The organism is Frankia nepalensis, from assembly GCF_016786325.1.
GTDB lineage: Bacteria > Actinomycetota > Actinomycetes > Frankiales > Frankiaceae > Pseudofrankia > Pseudofrankia nepalensis.
In genome coordinates this window covers 34,187-55,488 of the sequence record NZ_JADWYU010000117.1, presented here as the reverse complement: position 1 = coordinate 55,488, position 21,302 = coordinate 34,187, and the positions used below count along the sequence as shown (strand labels likewise).

The window sequence follows — 21,302 nt, the reverse complement described above, 5'->3', positions numbered from 1 at the left end:
GTCGCGTCGGGGTCGGGTTGCCTGGCGGCGCCAAGCCGACGCAGGGGCCCCGAACAGCGGGAAAACCCGACGCGAGATCCTTCAGTGATGGACGTGATCGCCACCGCCGAGCACCTCAGCTTGACGTACCGCCGCTACCTGCGGTCGCTGCTGCCGGTGCGCGACCCGAAGCTCGCGCGGGCGCTGCGGGACGCGATCGACGCCAGCCCGCTGCTGACCAAGGGGCCGCTCCTCGAGGCGACACCGCCGTACGCGGCGGGCGCCAGCCTGCGGCAGCTGATCGCCGACGGTGTCCTGCCCAGCGGGTTCGCCCGGCTCGGCGGGCCCGCGCTGCCGCTGGACCGGCCGCTGTACGCGCACCAGGAAACGGCGATACGCAAAGCCGCCGCGGGCCGCAACATCGTCGTCGCGACCGGGACCGGGTCGGGCAAGACGGAGAGCTTCCTGCTACCGGTCCTCTCCGAGCTCGTCCGACAGCGGGACGCCGGGACGCTGGGCCCAGGGGTCCGGGCGCTGCTGCTGTACCCGATGAACGCCCTGGCCAACGACCAGGTTCGCCGACTGCGGCAGGTGCTCGCGGGCACACCTGAGATCACGTTCGGCCGGTACACCGGGGAGACACCGGAGCGGCCCGTCGAAGGCGCCTCCCTGTTCGAGGCCCTGAACCCGGGCGAGGCCCGGCTCCCGAACGAGCTGCTCTCCCGGGCCGAGATGCGCGACAGCCCGCCGCATCTGTTGCTGACCAACTACGCGATGTTGGAGTACCTGCTTCTGCGCCCCGCGGACATGGACCTGTTCGAGGGGCCGCACGGCGGGCACTGGCGCTTCGTCGTGCTGGACGAGGCGCACGTCTACGACGGGGCGAAGGCAGAGGAAGTCGGCATGCTGCTGCGCCGGCTCAAGCAGAAGGTCTTCTTCCAGGGAGAGGACTCCGCCCGCTCGCTGCAGGCCATCGCGACGTCCGCCACCGTCGGCGACAGCCCGGCGGCCGTCATGGAGTTCGCCGCGAAGCTGTTCGACGTCCCGTTCGAGTGGAGTCCCGGCAACCCGACCCGCCAGGACCTCGTCCAGGCTACCCGGGTGGCGGCGCCCGACGGCCCGGTCCGGGACGCCCCCGACCTGGGGCTGGACGACGCCGCCGGCCTCGGCCGGGTCCGCGCGCTCCTGGCCGGCGGGCCGCGCCTGTTCACCGACCTGGCCGAGGCCGCGGGGATCTCCGGGGCCCGGCTGGCGGAACTGGTCGCGCTCGGCACGGCAACCCGGGACGCCGCGGGCGCGCCGGTGCTGTCCGCGCGCTACCACCTGTTCGCCCGCGCCACCGAGGGCGCGTTCACCTGCCTCGCGGGTGACGCTGGGAGCGGGGGCGGGCCGCACGTGGCACTGGCCCGGCGCGAGGTCTGCCCCGACTGCTCGGCCGCGGTGTTCGAGTTCGGGTGCTGCAAGCGGTGCGGCGCCGTGCACCTCACCGGCGTCATCCGCAAGGAGAGATCCGGGGAGTACTTCACCTCCCGGGTCGCGCGTGGAGACCGACGCGTGTGGCTCGTCCTCGGTGACCCGCCGCGGCCGCGGGACGCGGCGCAGCCCGAGGACGCGGCGCAGGGGGTCGACGAGGACGACGCCGCGTTCGAGGAGACCGCGGAGCAGGACGCCAAGGACGCGAAGGACGCCCTGCTGTGCGGCAGGTGCGGCGCGCTGCACGCGCCCGGCGCCGTCGCCCCGTGCGGATGTTCCGCCGCGTACCTGCGTGCGGTGCGCCGGCTGCCGGGCCGGTCCGGGACGCCGCGTGGCTGCCTGTCGTGCGGCGCGCGCGGCACCGGCATGATCCGGCTGTTCGAGAGCGGCAACGAGGCCTCCGCCGCCGTCCTCGCAACGGCGCTCTACCAGGCGCTGCCCGCCGACGACGAGTTCGCCGGGCGGCCGGGAGGCGGCCGCAAGCTGCTGGCGTTCAGCGACAGCAGGCAGGCGGCCGCGTTCTTCGCGCCGTATCTCGAATCCAGCCACGCGCTGGTACAGCAGCGCCGCCTGATCCTCGACGGGCTGGCCCGGGCGACCTCGTCCGACCCCTCGTGCTCGGTGGACGACCTGATCGAGGCGGTGGCCGCCGAGGCCGGGGCCGCCGGGGTGTTCGGGCGCCGCGAGTCCCGGCAGGCACGCCGGCGGGAGACCGCCCGCTGGGTGGCGCGCGAACTGATCGCCCTCGACGAACGGCAGTCGCTGGAAGGTCTCGGCCTGCTGCGTGTCGCCCTCGACGTCGACCCGGCGTGGCGGGCGCCGGCCCCGCTGCTCGCGCTCGGCCTCACCGCCGACGAGTGCTGGCTGCTGCTCGGCGAGCTCGCGCGGACGCTACGACTGCAGGGCGCGCTGTCGATGCCGGCGGAGGTCGACCCGGCGGACGAGATGTTCGACCCGCGCCGGGGACCGATCTACGTCCGCGTCGACGGCGCCGAGGCGAAGCTCAAGGTGCTCAGCTGGCTGCCGACCCGCGGTGTCAACAGGCGCCTGGACTACGTTCGCCGCGTGCTCGGCGCGGGCGGTGCCGACCCGCGGGAGACGCTGGCCGGCTGCTGGCGGGCGCTGACCGCCGTCCGGGGCGGGTGGCTCGCCGGAACGGCGCTGCTGAAGATCGGCCAGGTCTACCAGGTCGACCACACCTGGCTGACGCTCGCGCCGGGCGGGGCAGGGGACCTGCACCAGTGCGACGTGTGCCGCCGCCGGGTCTCCGTGTCCGTGCGCGGCGTCTGCCCAACACTGCGCTGCGCCGGCCGGCTGGCGCCGGTGACCGCCGCCACCGACAACGACGACGAGCACTACCGGGCGCTCTACCAGCGCACCGCGCCGGTCTCCCTGACCGCCCGCGAGCACACCGCCCAGTGGACCGGGCTGGAGGCGGCCGACATCCAGCAGCGTTTCCTGGCCGGGGAGGTGAACGTGCTGTCCTGCTCCACGACCTTTGAGCTCGGCGTGGACGTGGGCGCGCTGAACGCCGTGCTGCTGCGCAACATGCCGCCCACCACGGCGAGCTACATCCAGCGGGCCGGGCGGGCGGGCCGCCGCGCGGGCTCGCCGGCCCTCGTGCTGACCTACGCGCAGCGCCGCTCCCACGACCTGTCCCGCTACGCCGCGCCCGAGACGATGCTGACCGGCCGGGTCCGCGCCCCCTACGTGCCGCTCGGCAACTCGAGGATCGACCGGCGCCACGCGCACTCGGTGGCGCTCGCGGCGTTCTTCCGCGACGCGAAGGAGAACGCCGGCCAGGAATGGAAGACCGCGGGTGTCTTCTTCCTCGGCGAGCGGGGCGGGGCTCCCGGCGGGCCGGGCCCGCTCTGGGCGCCGTCACAGCTGGTCCGCGGCTTCCTGACGCCGGTACCGGACGATGTCGACGCCGCGCTGCGGGCGGTCCTGCCCAAGTCCGTCCAAGAGCAGATCGGCCTCGACTCCGGCGCCTGGGTGGACGAGCTCGACGCGCTGCTGGCGGCGGTCCGCGCCGAGCTTGCCCAGGACGTCGCCCTGTTCGAGGAGCGGCGCAAGGAGGCGTTCGAGTCCCGGCGCAGCGACATGGCCGCCCGGTTCGAGCGGTCCATCAACACGATCATCCGGCGGTCGCTGATCGGGTTCCTCGCCAACCGCAACATCCTGCCCAAGTACGGGTTCCCGGTCGACACCGTTGAACTGCGTACGGCGCACTGCGACTCCCAGGTGGGGGCGCGCCTCGAACTGGCCCGCGACCTGGCGATGGCGATCCACGAGTACGCGCCCGGATCCGAGCTGGTCGCCGGCGGCGTGCTGTGGCGCAGCGCCGGGATCTACCGGCTGCCCGGCCGGGAGCTCATTACACGCTCCTACACGGTCTGCCGCGGCTGCCAGCACTACCGCGAGGGCGGCGACGACCTCGAACCGGCGTGTACGGCCTGCGGGCGGCCGGCCGACGGGCCGGTGCGGGAGTACTGCGTGCCCGAGTTCGGCTTCGTGGCCGACCCGCGCACCGCCAAGCCGGGCACCACTCCGCCGCAGCGTGTCTGGAACGGTGGCGTCCACGTGGTGTCCCTCGGCGCGGAGCTCAGCGAGAACCGCTGGCGGTCGGCGGACGGCGCGATGGCCTGGTGCCACAGCGGCACCCGGGGCCGGCTCGTGTCGCTGTCCGAAGGGCCGGGCGGCGCGGGTTTCCTGCTCTGCGACTGGTGCGGCTGGGGCGGCGCCAACCACGGCCGCGCACCCAAGTCGCACATCAACCCGCTGCGCGGCAAGCCTTGTACCGGTCCGCTGCGCTGGCGGTCGCTGGCGCACACCTACGAGACCGACATCCTGCGCGTCCAAGTCGACGCGCCCGGTCTGGGCGCTACCGGCTCAGGCACCGACGAGCGGGCGCGGTGGCACTCGCTGCTCTACGCGCTGCTGGAAGGCTGCGCCGAGGGCCTAGAGATCGGCCGGGGCGACATCGACGGCGTTGTACACGCAGGTGCCGACGGACGCAGTGGTCTGGTGCTGTTCGACACCGTCCCCGGCGGGGCGGGCAGCGCGGCGCGTATCGCCGCGTCGCTGGATATCGTCGTCGACTCCGCTCTGCGGCGGGTAAGCGCGTGCGACTGTGGTCTCGAGACATCCTGTTACGGCTGCCTACGGACCGCCGGCAACGAGCGCTACCATGAGGATCTGTCACGCGGCGCGGCCCTGGCAGTTCTCCGGTCGTTGTCCGGACTGCGCGCTGACGATGACCGAGATGATTGAGCGGCATTCCGAGCACCGTCTGTGAGCCATTCCGACCGCGTACTCGCTGGGATACCGAAACCCATGACAACGACAAGCGCCCAGGACACACCGGCCACGCTGGGTGGCATTCCCGCGCCGGACCTGCCAGGCGGCGCCTTCGGTATCGCGGCGTTCACCGCCGACGACCGCCTGCGCCTGTTCCACTTCGCCGCCACCGAGAAGCGCCACGAATACCTGTGGCTGCTGCGTGCCCTCGACCGGGCACGCGCCGACTACCAGGTGCTGGTGCACGTTGCCGATGCCCAGGCGGCGCTCGACGCCCTGGCCGAGGAACGCCCGGACGCGCGGGTATCCGACGTCCAGTCCCTGCTGGACTCGCTCGCCGACTGGAAGGTCCTCGACCGCTCCTATGACGGCACCCGGGCCGCGAACCTGGCCGAGTACCGCAACCGGCACTACGTCTACCAGTTCACCCAGGCGGGCTACCGCGCCTACCGGGCGGTGGAGGACGTGCTGTCCGCCAGCCTGGAGGACGCGCAGCTGTCGCGGCTGGTCTTCCCCGACATCCTGGCAGACCTGCGGGCGCTCGCCGAGGCGGTGCGCGAGGGCGACGCGCCGGAGGTGTACCGCAAGCTGTCCCGCCTCGACAGCGTCCTCGCGGACATGGCGCAGCGCGCCGCCCGGTTCTACCTGATGCTCGGCGACCTGTCGCGGACGAACGACACGCGCCCCGAGGTCTTCCTCGCGCACAAGGACGCCCTGCTCGCCCATATGCGCGAGTTCCACTCCGAGCTCAGCAGATACGCGCCACTGCTCGCCGACGCGGTCGAGGCGGTGGGCGCCGAAGGACCAGACCGGGTCGCGGTGCTGGCCGCCGAGGCCGACGACTCCCTCTTCCACTCCCGCGACCGGACGGCAGAGTGGCGACGGCGCTGGGCCGGCCTCGTCCAGTGGTTCGGTACCTCCCAGGGGGGAGCACAGCGGGCCAGCGAGGCGGACCGGCTGCAGGACGCGACGATCACCGCCATCGCCAACGTCACCGCCTTGCTGCGGCGGGTGACGGAGTCGAGGAGGGGTGGCATCAGCCGCGAGAGCCAGCTGCGCCACCTCGCGCAGTGGTTCACCAACCTGCCCGCCGACACCGACGCGCATGCGCTGTACCAGGCGGTCTTCGGTCTCGGCGGGCCGCGACACGTCGCGGCCGGCTACGAGGACCCCGAGCTGATCCCCAGCAGGCAGTCCTGGTGGGAGGCCGAGCCGGTGGCGCTCTCACGCACCCTCGTGCGGGTCGGCCGCAGAGCCGGGCTGCAGGGCCCCGGCCGACTCCAGCGCGACGAGGCGGCGAAGGAGTGGCTGCGCGCCGAGCAGCTCAAGGCCACCACGCAGCGCCGCTCCGCGATGGCGCAGCTCGCCGACAACGGCGTCCACGACCGCGTCCTCGACGAGGTGGAGACCGAGGCCCTGCTCAGCTTGCTCAGCATCGCCCTGGTCGCCCGGGTCCCGGTCAGCCGGACCGTCGACTCCGGCCCCGGCCCGGTCGCCACCGGCTCCTCCGACGGCGTGCGCCTCACGCTGCGCCCCGGGCCAGGCGTCACGACCGTGCGGACGGTCCGCGGCAGGCTGCACCTCGACGGGCTGGCGATCGAGATCAGGAGCGCCGGCTCGGGGCTGGTCGCGCCCGCGGCGGCGGTCCCGGCGTGAGGGTCGCTCAGAACGTCAGCGCCCTGGATCTCGACGAGTACCAGCAGGCCGCCCGTCAGGTGCTGCGCCATCCGCTCATCACGGCGTCCTACCCGGACAGGACCACACTTCCGCTGGTCCGCAAGTGGGCATCGCAGCTGCGTGTGGACCTCGCCGAGACGCTCGGGTACACCCTGGTCAGCAACGGCGACACGGTCCGGCTGCGCCGCGTCCAGGACACCCTCGACGCGACCCACCCGGCGTACACCCGGGCGAGGAAGCCCTTCGACCGCCGCCGCTACGCCTACCTCGTGCTCGCCCTGTCGGTGCTGGGCCGCGCCGGCACCCAGATCGCCCTGTCCGAACTCGCCGGCGCGGTGGCCGCCGAGGCCGGACGCGTCGACGGCCTCGGCATGGACACCGAGCGGAAGCCCGACCGGGACGCCTTCGTGGACGCGGTCGCGTGGCTCGAGACGCGGGGCGCGCTGCGGATGGCCGACGGCAGCGCCGTGGACTGGGTCAACGACCCCGAGCGCGCCGAGGCGCTCTACGACATCGACCGGGAGATCACCGGGGCGGTCTACGCCCCGAGCCGTGTCCTGCAGCACCTGAACTCGGTGACCGACCTTCTCGGCGACGCCGCGAGCGCGGGCCCGGCGCAGGGCATCAACGCCGAGCGCCGCCGCACCGGGCGCCGGGCCCGCCGCCTCGCCCTGGAACAGCCCGTCGTCTACTACGCGGACGTCGACGAGGGCCTGCGCGGCCAGTTGCGGGCCCCTGCCCTCGCCGAGGACCTGGAACGCCTCACCGGGCTGCCGCTGGAACGCCGCGCCGAGGGAGTCGCCCTGATCAACACGGGCGGCCGGCTCACCGATGTCACGTTCCCCGGCGCCGGCACGGTCGCCCAGGCGGCGCTGCTGCTGTGCGCCCGGATCGCCGGCTACCTGACGTTCAGCCTGCACCGCGTCGAGAAGCTGCCCGCCGCCACGGCGGCCGAGCGGCTCGCCGACGCTTCCGCGCGCATCGACGCGGCGCTGCCCGCGCGCTCCGGTGTCACCGCCCTGCTCGCGGACGCCGCCGACGCCGCAGCCACCGACAGCGCCGTGCAGCCCGGTGACGCCCTGCCTTCTGGCGACGTGGCGGCCGAGGCGACGAAGGCAGCCGGTCACGAGGCCACCTATCCGTTCCTCAGCGACTCCTGGCTGCGGGCGGAGCTCACGAAGCTGGTCGAGGAGTTCGGCGGCGGCATGTCTGAGCGCCAGATCGCCGACCCGGCCGGTCTCCTCGACGACGCCCTGAACCTGCTCGCCAGCGTGGGCTTCGTGGCCCGTACCGACGGCGGCGCCCTCATCCTGCCCCTGCTCGCCCGCTACCGGGGCGTCACGGCCCAGCTCAAGGAAACGATCAAGTGACCAGGTACGAGCCCACCCGGGCCGGCATCATCAACATGTGGGACTACCGGGACGAGGAGTTCTCGTTCGCCCGCGGCTGGCTGATCCTGCGTGGGCCGAACGGGTCCGGCAAGACCAAGGCCCTCGAAGTCCTCTTCCCCTTCGTCCTCGACGGCCGGATCGACCCGAAGCGGCTCAACCCGTTCGCCGCCGAGGACCGGACGATGAAGTCCAACCTGCTGTACCGGGGCATGGACAACGCGGTCGGCTACGTCTGGCTCGAGTTCCGCCACCGCGACACGAGGCAGGCGGTGACCGTCGGCATCGGGCTGCACGCCCAGCGGCACCGGGACACGCCGGTGCGCTGGCACTTCGTCGCCGACGGCCGGGTCGGCGAGGACTTCTCGCTGCTCACCGCCGACGACCGGCCGATGACGCGCAAGCAGCTCGCCGAGGAGATCGGCGACGCGAACATTCACGCCTCGGCGACAGAGTACCGGGCCGCGATCGACGCCCGGCTGTTCGGCCTCGGCGCCGAGCGCTACGAGCAGCTGCTCTCCCTGATCCTCACGCTGCGCAGGCCGCAGCTCGCCAAGAACCTCGACCCGGTCAGGCTGTCGAACACGCTGACCGACGGCCTGCGGCCCGTAGACGACGACCTCATCAACGAGGCGGCGCGCAGCTTCGACGACATGGAGGCGGTCACCCGTACGCTGGAGGACCTGGTGGCCGCCGACGAGGCGACCGCCGCGTTCCTCGCCAGCTACACGACCTACCTGCGCACCCACGCCCGCGCCGCCGCCGACGCGCTGACCCGCCGACGCGAGGCGACGCAGGCCCAGCGCGCCGCGACCGTGGCGTATGAGGAGGCCGAGCGGGCCGCGCAGGACGGGCAGCGGGTCGCCGAGGACCGCCGCGAGCAGGCCGAGACGGCCGTCGCCGGGCTGCGCGGCAGGATCGAGCAGCTCAGGGCGAGCAACGCCTACCAGGCGGTCGAGCAGATGGGCGACCTGGAACGCCTGGTCCGCACCTGCCTGCAGACCGCCAACGAGACGAGGGCCGAGCTGGACCGCCGCCAGGCGGCAACCGCCCGCGCGCGGTCCGAGGCCGAGCGCGCGGGCGCCGAGCTCGCCGACCTCGCCGCGGCGGCGACCCGCGCCGCGGCGGAGCTCATCGACCATGCGGCGCGGGCGGGGATCGAGTGGCAGGCCGCCGACGCCGAGGTGGCCGGTGTGGTACGGCGGGCCAGCGCCCGCGCCGCCGTCCGCCTCGAGAACGTCCGGGCCGTCCGCGCGCCCGACGCCGAGCACCGCAAGGCCGAGCAGGCCCGTGACCTCGCCCGGATCGCCCTTGACCGCGCCACGCAGGCTCTCACCGACGCCGAGCAGGCCGAGCAGGCCGCCGACGGCGCGGTCGCCAGCGCCGTCGAGGCCGCCGGGCAAGCCCTGGCCGCCTGGTCGTCCCGGCACTCCGGGCTGTTGCCCACGCACGACTGGGCGGACCTCACCGAGGCGCTGGGCGACGCGCTGGCCCAGTTCGGCGAGCCGGACGCGGCGCTGCCGGAGAGCACGTACAACGCCGGGACCGCCCCGGCGGAACACCAGGTCCGCGACGAGCAGGCGGCCCTGCGCGCCCGGCACACCGCCCTCGTCGCAGAGCGGAAGGCCGTGACCGCCGAGCGGGCCGCCATCGCCGCCGAGCGAGATGACGCCCCGCCGCGACGTCCCGGACGGGCCGCGGACCGCACGGATGTCGCCGGCGCCCCGCTGTGGCGCCTGGTCCGCTTCGCGCCCGGCGTCGACGACATGCGGGCGGCGGCGATCGAGGCGGCCCTCGAGGCCAGCGGCATGCTCGACGCCTGGGTGTCGCCGGACGACCGCGCCAGCCTCCTGGCCGCGCCCGGCTATGACGGGTACCTGGTCCCCGGGACAGCCGTCACCGGACCGAACCTCACCGACGTGCTGGAACCCGAGGACGACACACCCGTGCCACGGGGACTGGTCACCGCCATCCTGGCGTCGGTCGCGCTCGACGGGAGCCTGTTCTCCAGCGCCGCCGTGACCGGCGCCGACGGGCGCTACTCGCAGGGCATCATCGCCGGGCAGCACCACAAGGAGCACGCCGAGTACATCGGCGCGACCGCCCGCGCCCACCGCCGCGCCGCGCGGATCGCCGAGTTCGACGCGAGGATCGCCACGCTGACCACCGAGATCGCCGGCCTCGACGAGCGGGTGCGAGCGCTCGCCGACACCCTGGCCGCGTTCGGTGACGCACGCAGGGACCTGCCCGCGACCGGTCAGGTCGCCGGCGCCCAGCGGGAGCACAACCGGGCCGCCGGGCACCTGCGCAGTGCCCGGCACGCCGCTGAGCAGGCTCGGGTGAGCTTCGACGAGTCCGTCGCCGCCGTCACCGTGACCGAGCGCGCCCTGCGCCGGGTCGCTGCCGACAACGCGCTCACCCCCGAGAGCGCCGACCAGGTCGAGGACGCGACCCGCCGTTTCGAGGCAGCCGCCCACGACCTCGAAGCCAGGTACCGGGAACGCGGGCGGCAGGCCGACGCCGTCGCCGACGCCCGCGACCGCGTCGAGCACGCCGGTGCGGAGGAACAGGCGGCCGCCGACACGCACCGCTCCGCGTACCGCCGCCACGCCGAGGAGGACGCGAAGTTGCAGGCGCTGCGGGAGTCTGTCGGCGCCGAGGCCCAGGAGGTGCTGGCGCGGATCTCGGAGGCCGAGTCCGGGCTGGCCGCCGCGCAGGGCGAGGAGAAGGCCGCCCGCGGCGCCGAGATGGAGGCGATCCGGCTGGCATCCGCCGCCACCGAGCGGGTCGCCTCGGGCCGGGCAGCGCTGCGCGTCGCGCTGGACGAGGAGCTCGCCACCGCCCGGAGACTGGCTCCGTTCGCGGCCCGGGAGCTGCTCGACGTGCTGGCGTGCCCGCCGGGGCTGCGGTGGCCCGCGAGCGAGGAGGAGTGGACGCGCGGCGAGACCCCGCCGGCAGCGCTCGCGATCCATGACGCGATCCTCACGGCCACCCGGGGCATGTCCGCGACCGAGACGTCGCAGAAGGCGTCGACCACCCGGCTGACCCGGGCGCTCGAGGAGCTGCAGGCGCAGCTCGCGGCGGCCGGCCAGGACTACCACCCCGAGTGGGACAGCCCGGACGGTGTGATCGTCGTGCGGATCGCTGACGAGCGGGGGCCGCTGCCCGCCGCGGCGTTCGCCAGCCGGATCTCCGCCGCGCGCCGTGACCAGCACCTGCTGCTGTCCGACAGCGAGCAGCGGATCCTCGAGGACGCGCTGCTGACCCGGCTGGCGCAGCAGATCCACGACCGCACCGTCGACGCGCGCGACCTGATCCGGGCGATGAACAGGGAGATGCGCGAGCGGCGGATGTCGTCGGGCAAGAAGGTCGGCGTGAGCTGGCAGATGTCCGATGCCCTCGACGCCGAGCAGCGGGCGGTCGTAAGCCTGCTCGACGCGGGATCCACCCGCCTGGCGCCGGAGTCGCTCGCCCGGATGCGGGCGCACTTCGCCGATCGGATCAAGACCGAGCGGGCGCGCCACCGGGACCAGCCCTACCGCGAACTCCTCGCCTCCGTGCTGGACTACCGGCGCTGGCGGCAGTTCTCGTTCCATCTGGTCAGCCCCGAGGGCGGGGAGGAGACGCTGACCCGGGCCAGGCACAGCAGGCTGTCCGGCGGCGAGCAGTCGGTGTCGCTGCACCTGCCGCTGTTCGCGGCGGCGCACGCGACCCTGAACACGGCGCGCCCGGACGCGCCCCGGCTGCTTGCCCTCGACGAGGCGTTCGCTGGGGTGGACGACACCGGCCGCGCCGAGCTCATGTCCCTGGCGGCGCAGTTCGACCTCGACCTGTTCATGACCGGCTATGACCTGTGGGCGACCTCGGCCGCGGTCCGCGCCGCCGCGCACTACGACCTCGCGCACTCGCCCGTCCAGCACACGGTCAGCGCCCTGCTGCTGGTGTGGGACGGCAGCGAGCTGATCGCCGACGAGACCGGCACCCTTACCGCTCTCCTCGGCTCCCCGGGCACGCGGCGCGCGGCCACCTCGCCACGCCTCGTCCTCGCACCCCAGGTGTGACCGCCCGTAGATGAGCGCGCCAAGCCCGTCGGGCCGGCACACCCGCGGGCACCCGGCTCGCAGGGCTGGGCCTCGGCTTCGCCTTCGCCTTCGCCCCCGTTGTCCTGTTGCCCCGGCTCGCGTGGCACTACGGCGTGCAGGTAGGGCTCCGCGCAGATCGGATGCTGGTGCTGCTGCCAGTGCAGGACATTGTCCGGAACGCCAGGTGTACGGAACGCTTGTTCGATTCGATGGATGATGTTCCCCTCGGCGCGATCACTGGGCATCGTCCCTGGTCAGGGTCCGGGTAGCGACCGGCCGCACAGCGATTTCAGGGCCAGCAACCAAGATCAAAGGGTTCGGATGCTGGTACACATGGTCCACCACGCTGCGTAGTTAGCCTCTGACCTGGTCAAATAGGTTTGCGGTATCGGGGAGCGGAGAGCGTCGATGTTCCGTCTGCGCAAGTAGGCGGGCACGGAGGCCCTGGTTCGTACATTGCCGGGCTTCCGGAACGAACCTCTCCGGCAGTCACTCTCGGTGTTGGGCGTTGAGGTTCGGGTCGTCTGGCGCAGCGGGCAGGGTCGACCGGTCTTGACGAGCCGTGGCTCGACCGGCGGGAGATCCGTCCCGTGGACCCGGCGCGGCCGGCGTCTGGGACGTGTACGGATCACTCAGCGGGTAATGCCGAGTCGGTATAGAGGTGTTTCCGCGCTGGAGCGGATGCGAGGCGGCGGTGCGCGTCACCGCGTACCGGCCTCGCATGACGGGACGATCGGGGGGAGACAGACATGCCGGTCATGGGCGTCAGTAGGTTCGAACGGTTTTTCCGGACCGCCGCGGGACTGGACGTCGACAAGAATGACCTGAAGCGGCACAACGAGTTCGTCAACGACAAGTTGTACGATCTGCTGGTGATCGCGCGGGCGACGGCGAAGGCGAATCTCCGTGATGTTATCGAGCCATGGGATCTACCGATCACCAAGGGCCTTCAGGAGAGCATCCACCGCTTCCGGAGTCTCGATGAGGAGATCGAGTTGAGGCCCATCCTGGAGCAGATCGCCGCCCGGCCTCCGCTCGAGATCGCCCTGAGCGAGGACGCATCCGCCCGGCTGCCTCTTATCGCCGGTGGGCTGAGCCTCGCGCTCGCCGAGGCCTTCACGATCCTGGAGCCGGACGTGCGCAACCCGGGCACCGAGGAGTGGGCCCGAGCCAGCCGGATTTTCAATCTGCTCCTGTAGAAGGGAAGTTTCGTCTCTGTGGTTCGTAGCATGACGTTGGCGGGCTCTGGATCGCCCGGCGTGGCGTCCCGTCCGGTCCGGACCCAGTTCCCGCGACTCCTGATGCTCAAGTCTAAGCTTGTCGTTCAGCTTGTCTGTCTCCGAGCTTGTCGTTCAACCTCTGGGCTTCACGCTGCGTGACAGGTGCAGGTGGCATGGCGTGGTCGGGCGCGTCGTTCTGACCCGAAATGGCCCTTTGCCGATTATGGCTTCTCGTCAAAGGAACCAGCGATCGTCAGAAGGCCGCGGAGGAGGGCTTGCCGCACGAGGCATCGCGCGTCGCGGACCTTGCCGTGTTGTCGGTGTTTCGCCGGGAGTTGTATGACACGCGCTGTTCGAGCTGGCGGACACGGTGCTGTGCGCGGGCGGGCCGGTGCGCAGCATGGTGGGCCTGTCGCTGGTGGCCGAGCACCGTCGGGGTCATGGCGCGCTGTGCGGCGCAGTCAACCACGGCGCGCTGGAGGTACGGCGGCTGCGCCGGGCGATGGCCGGACTGCCGCTGCCATGCGCGGCGGACGGGCGCCTCGTGCTCGGGGTAGATGGCAGCCCGTGGCTGCGCCCGGATGCGGCGACCAGCCCGGATCGGCTGTTCTGCCACTTACGGTTGTAGCCGGGGCAGCGCCCAGCTGATCTCGGGGTTGCCATACTCGTTCGTCGCAGCGCTCGAACCGGATCGCTCGTCATGGACCGCGCCGTTGGACGTCGTGCGCCTAGGCCCTGACGACGACCCCACCCGACTTCACCGCCCGCCGGCTACGCGACTTGGTCGACCGGCTCGTCGACGCCGGCCACCACCGGGCCGGCGGCCTGGACATCATGGCCGTCTGCTACGCCGGCCACGAGGTCACCTGGCCGGCCTTCTGCTCGCCGACCTGCCCGTGCCACCGCGACCGGCTAGGGCCGACGGGCGCCTGCCGCGGCACGGCCCGGAGTTTCGACTGGTCGACCCGATCAGCGAGCGCACCTAACGCAGCCGGCCCGGTCCCGGGCGCCCCGCCGACCACCCCCACCGGCGACGCGCAGCCCACCCAGCAGTCGGCGACATCAGAACGAGACAACCGCCGCCCGCCCCAGAGGCGGACAAGTTGAACGACAAGCTCAGGCGGCGAGGCCGTGCCGGGTGGCGGCCTTCTCGTAGGTCACGACTAGCTCCCCGTCGTGGGCGTCGATGCGCACGACACCGCCTTCGGAGACCTCGCCGCGGATGAGCGCGCGCCCGACCTGGGTTTCGACCTCGTGGGAGATGTATCGGCGTAGCGGGCGGGCGCCGAACACCGGATCGAAGCCCTTCTCGGCGATCAGCCTGCGGCCGGCCTCGGTCAGCTCCAGGCTGATCTGCCGTTCGGCGAGCCGGTGGCGCAGCTCCTCGAACTGCAGGCCGACGATCCGCTCGATCTGCGGCAGGGCTAGGGGCCGGAACAGGACGATGTCGTCGATCCGGTTGAGGAACTCCGGGCGGAAGTGCCCCCGCAGCTCCGCCATCACCCGGGCCTCGGCCTCCGGCCTGATCTGGCCGTCCGCGTCCATCTCGTCGAGCAGGTACTGCGAGCCGATGTTCGAGGTCATGATGATGACGGTGTTGCGGAAGTCGACCCGATGCCCTTGGGCGTCGGTGATCCGGCCGTCATCCAGGATCTGCAGCAGGACGTTGAACACATCCGCGTGCGCCTTCTCGATCTCGTCGAAGAGCACCACCGAGTACGGCTTGCGCCGGACGGCCTCGGTGAGCTGGCCGCCTTCCTCGTATCCCACGTAGCCGGGGGGAGCGCCGACCAGCCGGCTGACGGTGTGCCGCTCCTGGTACTCGCTCATGTCGAGGCGGATCATGTGTTCCTCGGTGTCGAAGAGCGCCACCGCCAGGGTCTTCGCCAGCTCCGTCTTCCCGACGCCGGTCGGGCCGAGGAACACGAAGGAGCCGATGGGCCGGCGGGGGTCCCGGATCCCGGACCGGGCCCGGATGATCGCGTCGGCGACGAGCGTGCCGGCCTCGTCCTGGCCGACGACTCGTTCCCGCAGAATCTCGTCCAGCCGCAGCAGCTTGTCCCGCTCGGTTTCCTTGAGCCGGGTGACCGGGATACCGGTCCAGACCGCGACGATCTCGGCGATCTCGTCCTCGGTGACGACCTCGCGCAGCAGCCGGTGCTCGCCCTGCTTGGCGGCGAGCTGTTCCTCCTCGGTGGCAAGGCGCCGTTCCAGCTCGCCCAGCCGGCCGTAGCGTAGTTCGGCGGCCCGCTCGAGGTCGTAGGCCCGTTCGGCCTCCTCGGCCTGGCGGCGGACGCGTTCGAGTTCCCCGCGCAGCTCCTGGACCCGGCGGATCGCCTGGCGTTCGGCCTCCCACTGGGCGCGCATCGCGTCCGCCTCGGCGCGCACGTCGGCGAGCTCCCGGCGCAGCTGATCCAGTCGCGCCTGGCTGGCCGGGTCGGTCTCCTTCGCCAGGGCCGCCTCCTCGATCTCCAGCCGGGTCACCCGGCGGCTGGTCTCGTCCAGCTCGGCGGGCATCGAGTCGATCTCGGTACGCAGCCGGGCACAGGCCTCGTCGACCAGGTCGATCGCCTTGTCGGGCAAAAACCGGTCGGTGATGTAGCGGTGGCTCAACGTCGAGGCGGCGACGAGCGCGCGGTCCTGGATCTTCACCCCGTGGAAGACCTCGAACCGCTCGCGCAGGCCGCGCAGGATCGAGATGGTGTCCTCCACGCTCGGCTCGTCCACCATCACCGGCTGGAATCGCCGCTCCAACGCGGCGTCGGACTCGACGCGCTTGCGGTACTCGTCCAGCGTGGTCGCGCCGATCATGTGCAGCTCGCCGCGGGCCAGCATCGGCTTGAGCATGTTCCCGGCGTCCATGGCCCCCTCGGCGGCGCCGGCGCCGACCACGGTGTGCAGCTCGTCGACGAACAGCAGGACCCGCCCCTCGGCGGCCTTCACCTCGGTCAGCACGGCCTTGAGCCGTTCCTCGAACTCGCCGCGGTACTTCGCTCCCGCCACCAGCGAGCTCATGTCCAACGCGAAGATGGTCTTGTCGCGCAGGCCCTCCGGCACGTCCCGGCGGACGATCCGCTGAGCCAGGCCCTCCACGATCGCGGTCTTCCCGACGCCCGGATCCCCCAGCAGCACCGGGTTGTTCTTCGACTTGCGGCTGAGGATCTGGATCACTCGGCGGATCTCCGCGTCCCGGCCGATGACCGGGTCGAGATTGCCGGTCCGGGCCAGCTCGACGAGGTCCCGGCCGTACTTCTCCAGCGCCTCGTACGCGGCCTCCGGGGTCGCGGAGGTGACCCGCTGGTGGCCGCGGATCCGGGTGAGGGCGGCCAGGAAGGACTCTCTGGTGATGCCATGCTCATGCAGCCGCTGGCCGGCGGTGGTGGCGGTGCCCTCCTCGGTCAGCGCGAGCAGCAGGTGCTCCACCGACACGTACTCGTCCTTCAGCCGCCCCGCCTCGCGTTCGGCCGCGTCCAGCAGCCGGGCCAACCGCTGGGTCACGAACACCTGGCCGGGCGCGGCTCCCGGGCCGGTCACCTTCGGCCGCCGGGCCAGGTCGGCCTCCAGCTGCGTGCTCAGGGCGGCGACATCGGCTCCGGCCTCGTTGAGTAGCCGTGAAATCAGCCCGTCGGGTGCCGCCAGCAGGGCGGCTAGCAGGTGCTCGCCGTCGACCTCGGTGTGCCCGAGCGCGGTCGCCTTGGCCTGGGCCGCGGCCAGCGCCTCCTGGGACTTCTGGGTCAGGCGGTTCATGTCCATAGTCGTCCGCTCCTCGCGTTGCTGGCTTCCAGCGCCGACCGCACCCGCGGGGCCGTGCTGCCCCCGAGGGCGGATTCCAGCGCGTCGATGCGGTCGAGCAGATCGAGCACGAGACCGATGGCGGCGTAGTTCAGGCAGAGACCGGCCCGTAGCCGCTGGATCCGGGCGATCGTCGCCGGAGTGTCCGGCGGGAACCACAGCGTGCCGGCGGCGTCGCGGGACGTGTCCAGCAGGCTGAGCGCGGCGAACCGGCGGACCAGTTCGGGATGCAGCCCGGCCTGGTCGGCGACCGTCTCCAGGGTGAGCCACGTGGCGACGCCGAACCGTGGTTGGGCCTCGCTTCTCGCGCCTACGGTGCCGCGGCGCGGGCGGCGGACCGGCGCGAGTGGGTAGCGGCGGGAGGCATCGGGCCGGGACGCCCCACCCTCCGGCTGGGAACGGGTGCTCATCGTCGCCTCCTTACCGTCACGCCCGGACCAGGTTCCGCCGTGAGTCACGGCCGTGGTCGTGTCCGGCCACCAGGCCCCGATCGCGTTCTGGTCATGTCCTGCGTCTACGTCCTCGGATCGAACGTGGAGATCGCCGCGAGTTCTTCGAACAGCGCGCGTTCGCGGTCGGTCAGCTTCGCCGGGACCATCACGCTGACCTCGGCATAGAGGTCACCGGGTGAGCCCCGCGGGTTGGGCATGCCCTCACCGCGCAGGCGCAGCCGCCGGCCGGACGACGAACCCGCCGGGACGTGTACCTTGATCTCGCCGCTCGGAGTGGCGACGGGGACGGTCGCGCCGAGCGCCGCCTCCCAGGGCGAGACCGCCACGGTGAGGTGGATGTCCCGCCCGGACAGCCGATATCGCGGGTGCGGCGCGATGCGCACCCGCAGGTACAGATCCCCGGCCGGGCCATCGCCGCTGGCACGCCCGCCCTGCCCGGCCAGCCGGATCCGCTGCCCGTCCACCACCCCGGGCGGGATGGTCACGGTGTAGCCCCGCGCGCCCTCGGGTCCAGCGAGGGTGACCTGACGGCGGCCGCCCCGGTACGCCTCCTCGACGCTCAGCGCCAGCTCGGCCTCCTGATCGGCGCCGGGAATCGGACCGGTCGCCCCATGTGCGCCGCGACCCGCCCCGAAGAGGTCTCCGAACAGGTCCTCGAAGCCGCCGCCACCGCCGAAGCCCGCCTCGAAGCCCGGCGTCACTCGGACCCGCTGGCCTGAGCCCCCGCGTCCCGCGCCGGCATCCCCGAAGCCGGCACCGACGCCGGCGGCCATCCGTTCCTCGTAGTCCTCGGGTATGCGCCGGAAGTCCGGCCCGAACCGGTCGTACCGGCCACGGGTCTTCGGGTCCGACAGCACCTGGTAGGCGTTGTTGATCTCCTTGAAACGCTCCTCCGCCGCCGGATCCTTGTTCACGTCCGGGTGGTAGCGGCGGGCGAGCTTCCGGTAGGCCTGCTGGATCTCCTCCCCAGGCGCCTCGCGGCTGACGCCGAGAGCCTCGTAGTAGTCCCGGGCCACGGCGTCACTCCGAGGGCTTGCTGACGGCCACGCCTACCGGGCGCAGCTGCCGTCCGGCGTCGCCGTAGCCGGGCCGGACGACGGCGACCACCGTGCCCGGCGGCGTGCCCGGCTCGTCGACGAGGCTCACCACGTCATGCCTGGCGGGGTCGAAGGGCACGCCTACCTCATCGTGGCGGGGGTAGCCGAGCCGGGCCAGCGCTTCGACCGCCTGGTCGCGCACGGCCCGGACGCCGGTCAGGATCGAGTCCGGATCGGCCCCGGCATGCGCCAGCGCGAGCTCGAGGTGGTCGAGCACCGGTAGCCAGGCCGTGGCCGCCCGCGCGCGCTCGGCCTCCCGTTCCCGTTCCACCTCGCGGGCGCACCACTTGCGCTGGTTGTCGAGGTCCGCGAGGGCTTGGCGCCAGCTGGCCGTGAGCTCCTCGATCCGCGCGGCGAGCGCCGCTGGCTCGTCTCGCGGGTCGGCTCCGGCCGGATGCTCCACCCCGGCCGGCCGCTCGCCGCCAGCAGGCCGCGCCTCGCCTACCGGCCGATCGGTGGCCGCCGACTGGTCCGCGCCCACGGGCCGGTTCCCACGCGGATGATCATTCCCGGTACCTGGGGGTGGCCGACGGGCAGACGTCATCGCTCAGTCCTCCGCTCGCTCGCTCAACGCTCCCGGTCGCCTCGTTCGCCCGTTCGCCTCGCGGGACCACTCTGCTCGCCCGCTCCTACGTTCAACTCCGGTCGAAATCGGCGTCGATGACGTCATCCGGGCCGCTCGACGGCGGCTGCCCGCCGCCGGCCGGGCCGCCGGGACCCGGCTGGCCACCTCCGCGCGGCTGGACGCTCGCCAACGCGTGGTAGAGCTGCTGGAGATCCGAGCTGAGTGACCGGATCCGGTCGAGCGGCGCTTCCTCTTTGACGGCCTGCCGAGCGTCGGCGACGAGCATCTCGGCGCGGGCCTTCTCGTGCGCCGGCGCAGCGTCACCGAGGTCCGCCAACCGGCGCTCGACCTGATAGGCGACCGAGTCGAGTTCGTTGCGGGCGTCGATCGCGGCGCGCAGCGTCTCGTCCTCATTCCGGTGCCGTTCGGCCTCGCCGATCATTCGCTCGACCTCGCTCTTGTCGAGTGTCGAGCTTTCCGTAATGGTGATCTTCTGCTCGGCTCCGGTGTCCTTGTCCCGTGCGGTGACGTTGAGGATGCCGTTGGCATCGATGTCGAAGGTGACCTCGATCTGGGGCTCGCCGCGCGGGGCCGGCCGGATGTTCTCCAGCCGGAAGCGGCCAAGCACCCGGTTGTCCGCGGCGCGCTCCCGCTCGCCCTGCAGCACGACCACGTCGACAGCGGACTGGTTGTCCTCCGCGGTCGTGAACACCTCCGATCGCCGAACCGGGATCGTGGTGTTCCGCTCGACGATCTTCGTCATCACGCCACCGCGGGTTTCCAGGCCGAGCGACAGCGGGGTGACATCGAGCAGCAGCACGTCCTTGACCTCGCCCTTGAGCACCCCTGCCTGGATCGAGGCCCCGAGCGCCACCACCTCGTCCGGGTTGACGCTCATGTTCGGTTCCTTGCCGCCGGTCAGCCGCCGGACCAGCTTCTGCACCGCCGGCATCCGGGTGGCGCCGCCGACCAGGATCACCTCATCCAGGTCGTCCGCCGTGACCTTGGCGTCCTCCGTTGCCTGGTTCACCGGTCCCATCGTCCGTTCCAGCAGATCGGCGGTGATCTGCTCGAACGTCGAGCGCATGACCGTGGTCGTCAGGTGCGTCGGCCCGGACGCGTCCGCGGTGATGAACGGCAGGTTGACCTGGCTCTGGGCCACCGAGCTCAGCTCGACCTTCGCCTTCTCCGCGGCTTCGAAGAGCCGCTGCAGCGCCTGCGGATCCGTGCGCAGGTCGATGCCCCGGTCACGCTGGAAGTCGTCGGCCAGGTGGTCGACCAGCCGGCGGTCGAAGTCGTCCCCGCCCAGGTGGCTGTCGCCGGCGGTCGAGCGCACCTCGACCACCCCGTCGCCGACGTCGAGGACGCTCACGTCGAACGTGCCGCCGCCGAGGTCGAACACGAGCACGGTCTCGTGTTGCTTCTTGTCCAGCCCGTAGGCCAGCGCGGCCGCGGTCGGCTCGTTGATGATCCGCAGCACCTCCAGGCCGGCGATGCGGCCAGCGTCCCGCGTGGCGGTGCGCTGCGCGTCGTTGAAGTAGGCGGGCACCGTGATGACCGCTTCGGTGACCTTCTCGCCGAGTTGCTTGGCGGCGTCGTCGGCGAGCTTGCGCAGCACCAGCGCGCTGATCTCCTCCGGCGAATAGAGCTTGTCCCGTACCTTGAAGCGGACAGAGCCGCCGGGGCCGGGCACGACGTCAAAGGCGACCGCCTTGCTTTCCTCGCTGATCTCGTCGTAGTGCCGCCCGACGAACCGCTTCGCCGAGGAGATCGTGCCCTTCGGGTTGAGGATCGCCTGCCGTCGGGCCAGCTGGCCGACGAGCCGCTCCCCACCCTCCGTGAACGCGACCACGGACGGAGTCGTCCGCGATCCCTCGGAGTTCGGGATGACCCTGGCTTCACCACCCTCCCACGCGGCGATCACCGAGTTGGTCGTGCCCAGGTCGATACCTACTGCCTTGGCCATGAACCTGCTCCTAAGCTAGGAGCGAGCGGAAACGGTCAGAACTCGAACGTGCCACCACGGGCCGTCCAACCATCCCGGTTAGGGAAGTCCTGGCTGAGCCAGTTAGACGAGGCCGGCCACACCGTCCGATATCGGCCCAACGGGTGCTACCCGCGGGTTCACCGCTCACTGCCCTTCCCAGCCCAGCGACACCCCAAACTTTGGGCAGGATCGCGCACCGCCGATAGACATGACACGAATCGTTATCGTGCGACCCTCACCTGTACGGACATAGCGTCGAGATGTCTGGCTAACACCACATTCTTCGGGCC

At 72.2% G+C, this 21,302-nt stretch carries 10 protein-coding genes and 1 pseudogene; 6 read left to right on the top strand and 5 right to left on the bottom strand.

Annotated elements, in window-relative coordinates; genetic code table 11:
• Positions 1–87 precede the first annotated feature (87 nt).
• From I6A81_RS15235 to I6A81_RS44880, 6 genes and pseudogenes are all read left to right on the top strand, one after another.
• Positions 88–4,725: a DEAD/DEAH box helicase gene (locus I6A81_RS15235; protein WP_203000676.1), complete on the top strand. Its 4,638-nt coding sequence runs from the start codon at positions 88–90 to the stop codon at positions 4,723–4,725.
• Positions 4,726–4,896: 171 nt separating this feature from the next.
• The gene (locus I6A81_RS15230) at positions 4,897–6,408 is read left to right on the top strand and encodes a TIGR02677 family protein (protein WP_407661308.1); all 1,512 of its coding nucleotides are present in this window, start codon (positions 4,897–4,899) and stop codon (positions 6,406–6,408) included.
• Positions 6,405–7,799 (top strand): TIGR02678 family protein, encoded by a 1,395-nt coding sequence (locus I6A81_RS15225; RefSeq protein ID WP_203000680.1) that lies wholly within the window; start codon positions 6,405–6,407, stop codon positions 7,797–7,799. The genes I6A81_RS15230 and I6A81_RS15225 overlap by 4 nt, the downstream gene beginning before the upstream one ends.
• Positions 7,796–11,878, top strand: a complete 4,083-nt coding sequence (locus tag I6A81_RS15220) for a TIGR02680 family protein (RefSeq protein ID WP_203000682.1) — start codon at positions 7,796–7,798, stop codon at positions 11,876–11,878. The genes I6A81_RS15225 and I6A81_RS15220 overlap by 4 nt, the downstream gene beginning before the upstream one ends.
• Before the next feature lie 770 nt (positions 11,879–12,648).
• Complete coding sequence (locus tag I6A81_RS15215) at positions 12,649–13,098, top strand: DUF1931 family protein (RefSeq protein WP_203000684.1); 450 nt, start codon at positions 12,649–12,651, stop codon at positions 13,096–13,098.
• A 332-nt stretch (positions 13,099–13,430) separates the two neighbouring features.
• Positions 13,431–14,087, top strand: a pseudogene (locus I6A81_RS44880) (transposase); the annotation flags it as partial.
• Positions 14,088–14,235: 148 nt separating this feature from the next.
• On the opposite strand, the gene clpB reads toward I6A81_RS44880, so the two are convergent.
• The 5 genes from clpB to dnaK form a co-directional block, all read right to left on the bottom strand.
• Positions 14,236–16,872 (bottom strand): ATP-dependent chaperone ClpB, encoded by a 2,637-nt coding sequence (gene clpB / locus I6A81_RS15205; RefSeq protein WP_203000686.1) that lies wholly within the window; start codon positions 16,870–16,872, stop codon positions 14,236–14,238.
• Positions 16,863–17,321 carry a chaperone modulator CbpM gene (locus I6A81_RS15200; RefSeq protein ID WP_203000688.1) on the bottom strand — a complete coding sequence of 153 codons (459 nt, stop codon included), beginning with the start codon at positions 17,319–17,321 and terminating at the stop codon, positions 16,863–16,865. The genes clpB and I6A81_RS15200 overlap by 10 nt, the downstream gene beginning before the upstream one ends.
• A gap of 104 nt (positions 17,322–17,425) precedes the next feature.
• Positions 17,426–18,379 (bottom strand): DnaJ C-terminal domain-containing protein, encoded by a 954-nt coding sequence (locus I6A81_RS15195; protein WP_203000690.1) that lies wholly within the window; start codon positions 18,377–18,379, stop codon positions 17,426–17,428.
• 4 nt (positions 18,380–18,383) lie between these two features.
• Positions 18,384–19,004, bottom strand: a complete 621-nt coding sequence (locus I6A81_RS15190) for a nucleotide exchange factor GrpE (RefSeq protein ID WP_203000692.1) — start codon at positions 19,002–19,004, stop codon at positions 18,384–18,386.
• A gap of 91 nt (positions 19,005–19,095) precedes the next feature.
• Positions 19,096–20,991 carry a molecular chaperone DnaK gene (gene dnaK, locus I6A81_RS15185; RefSeq protein ID WP_203000694.1) on the bottom strand — a complete coding sequence of 632 codons (1,896 nt, stop codon included), beginning with the start codon at positions 20,989–20,991 and terminating at the stop codon, positions 19,096–19,098.
• Between the last annotated feature and the right edge of the window lie 311 nt (positions 20,992–21,302).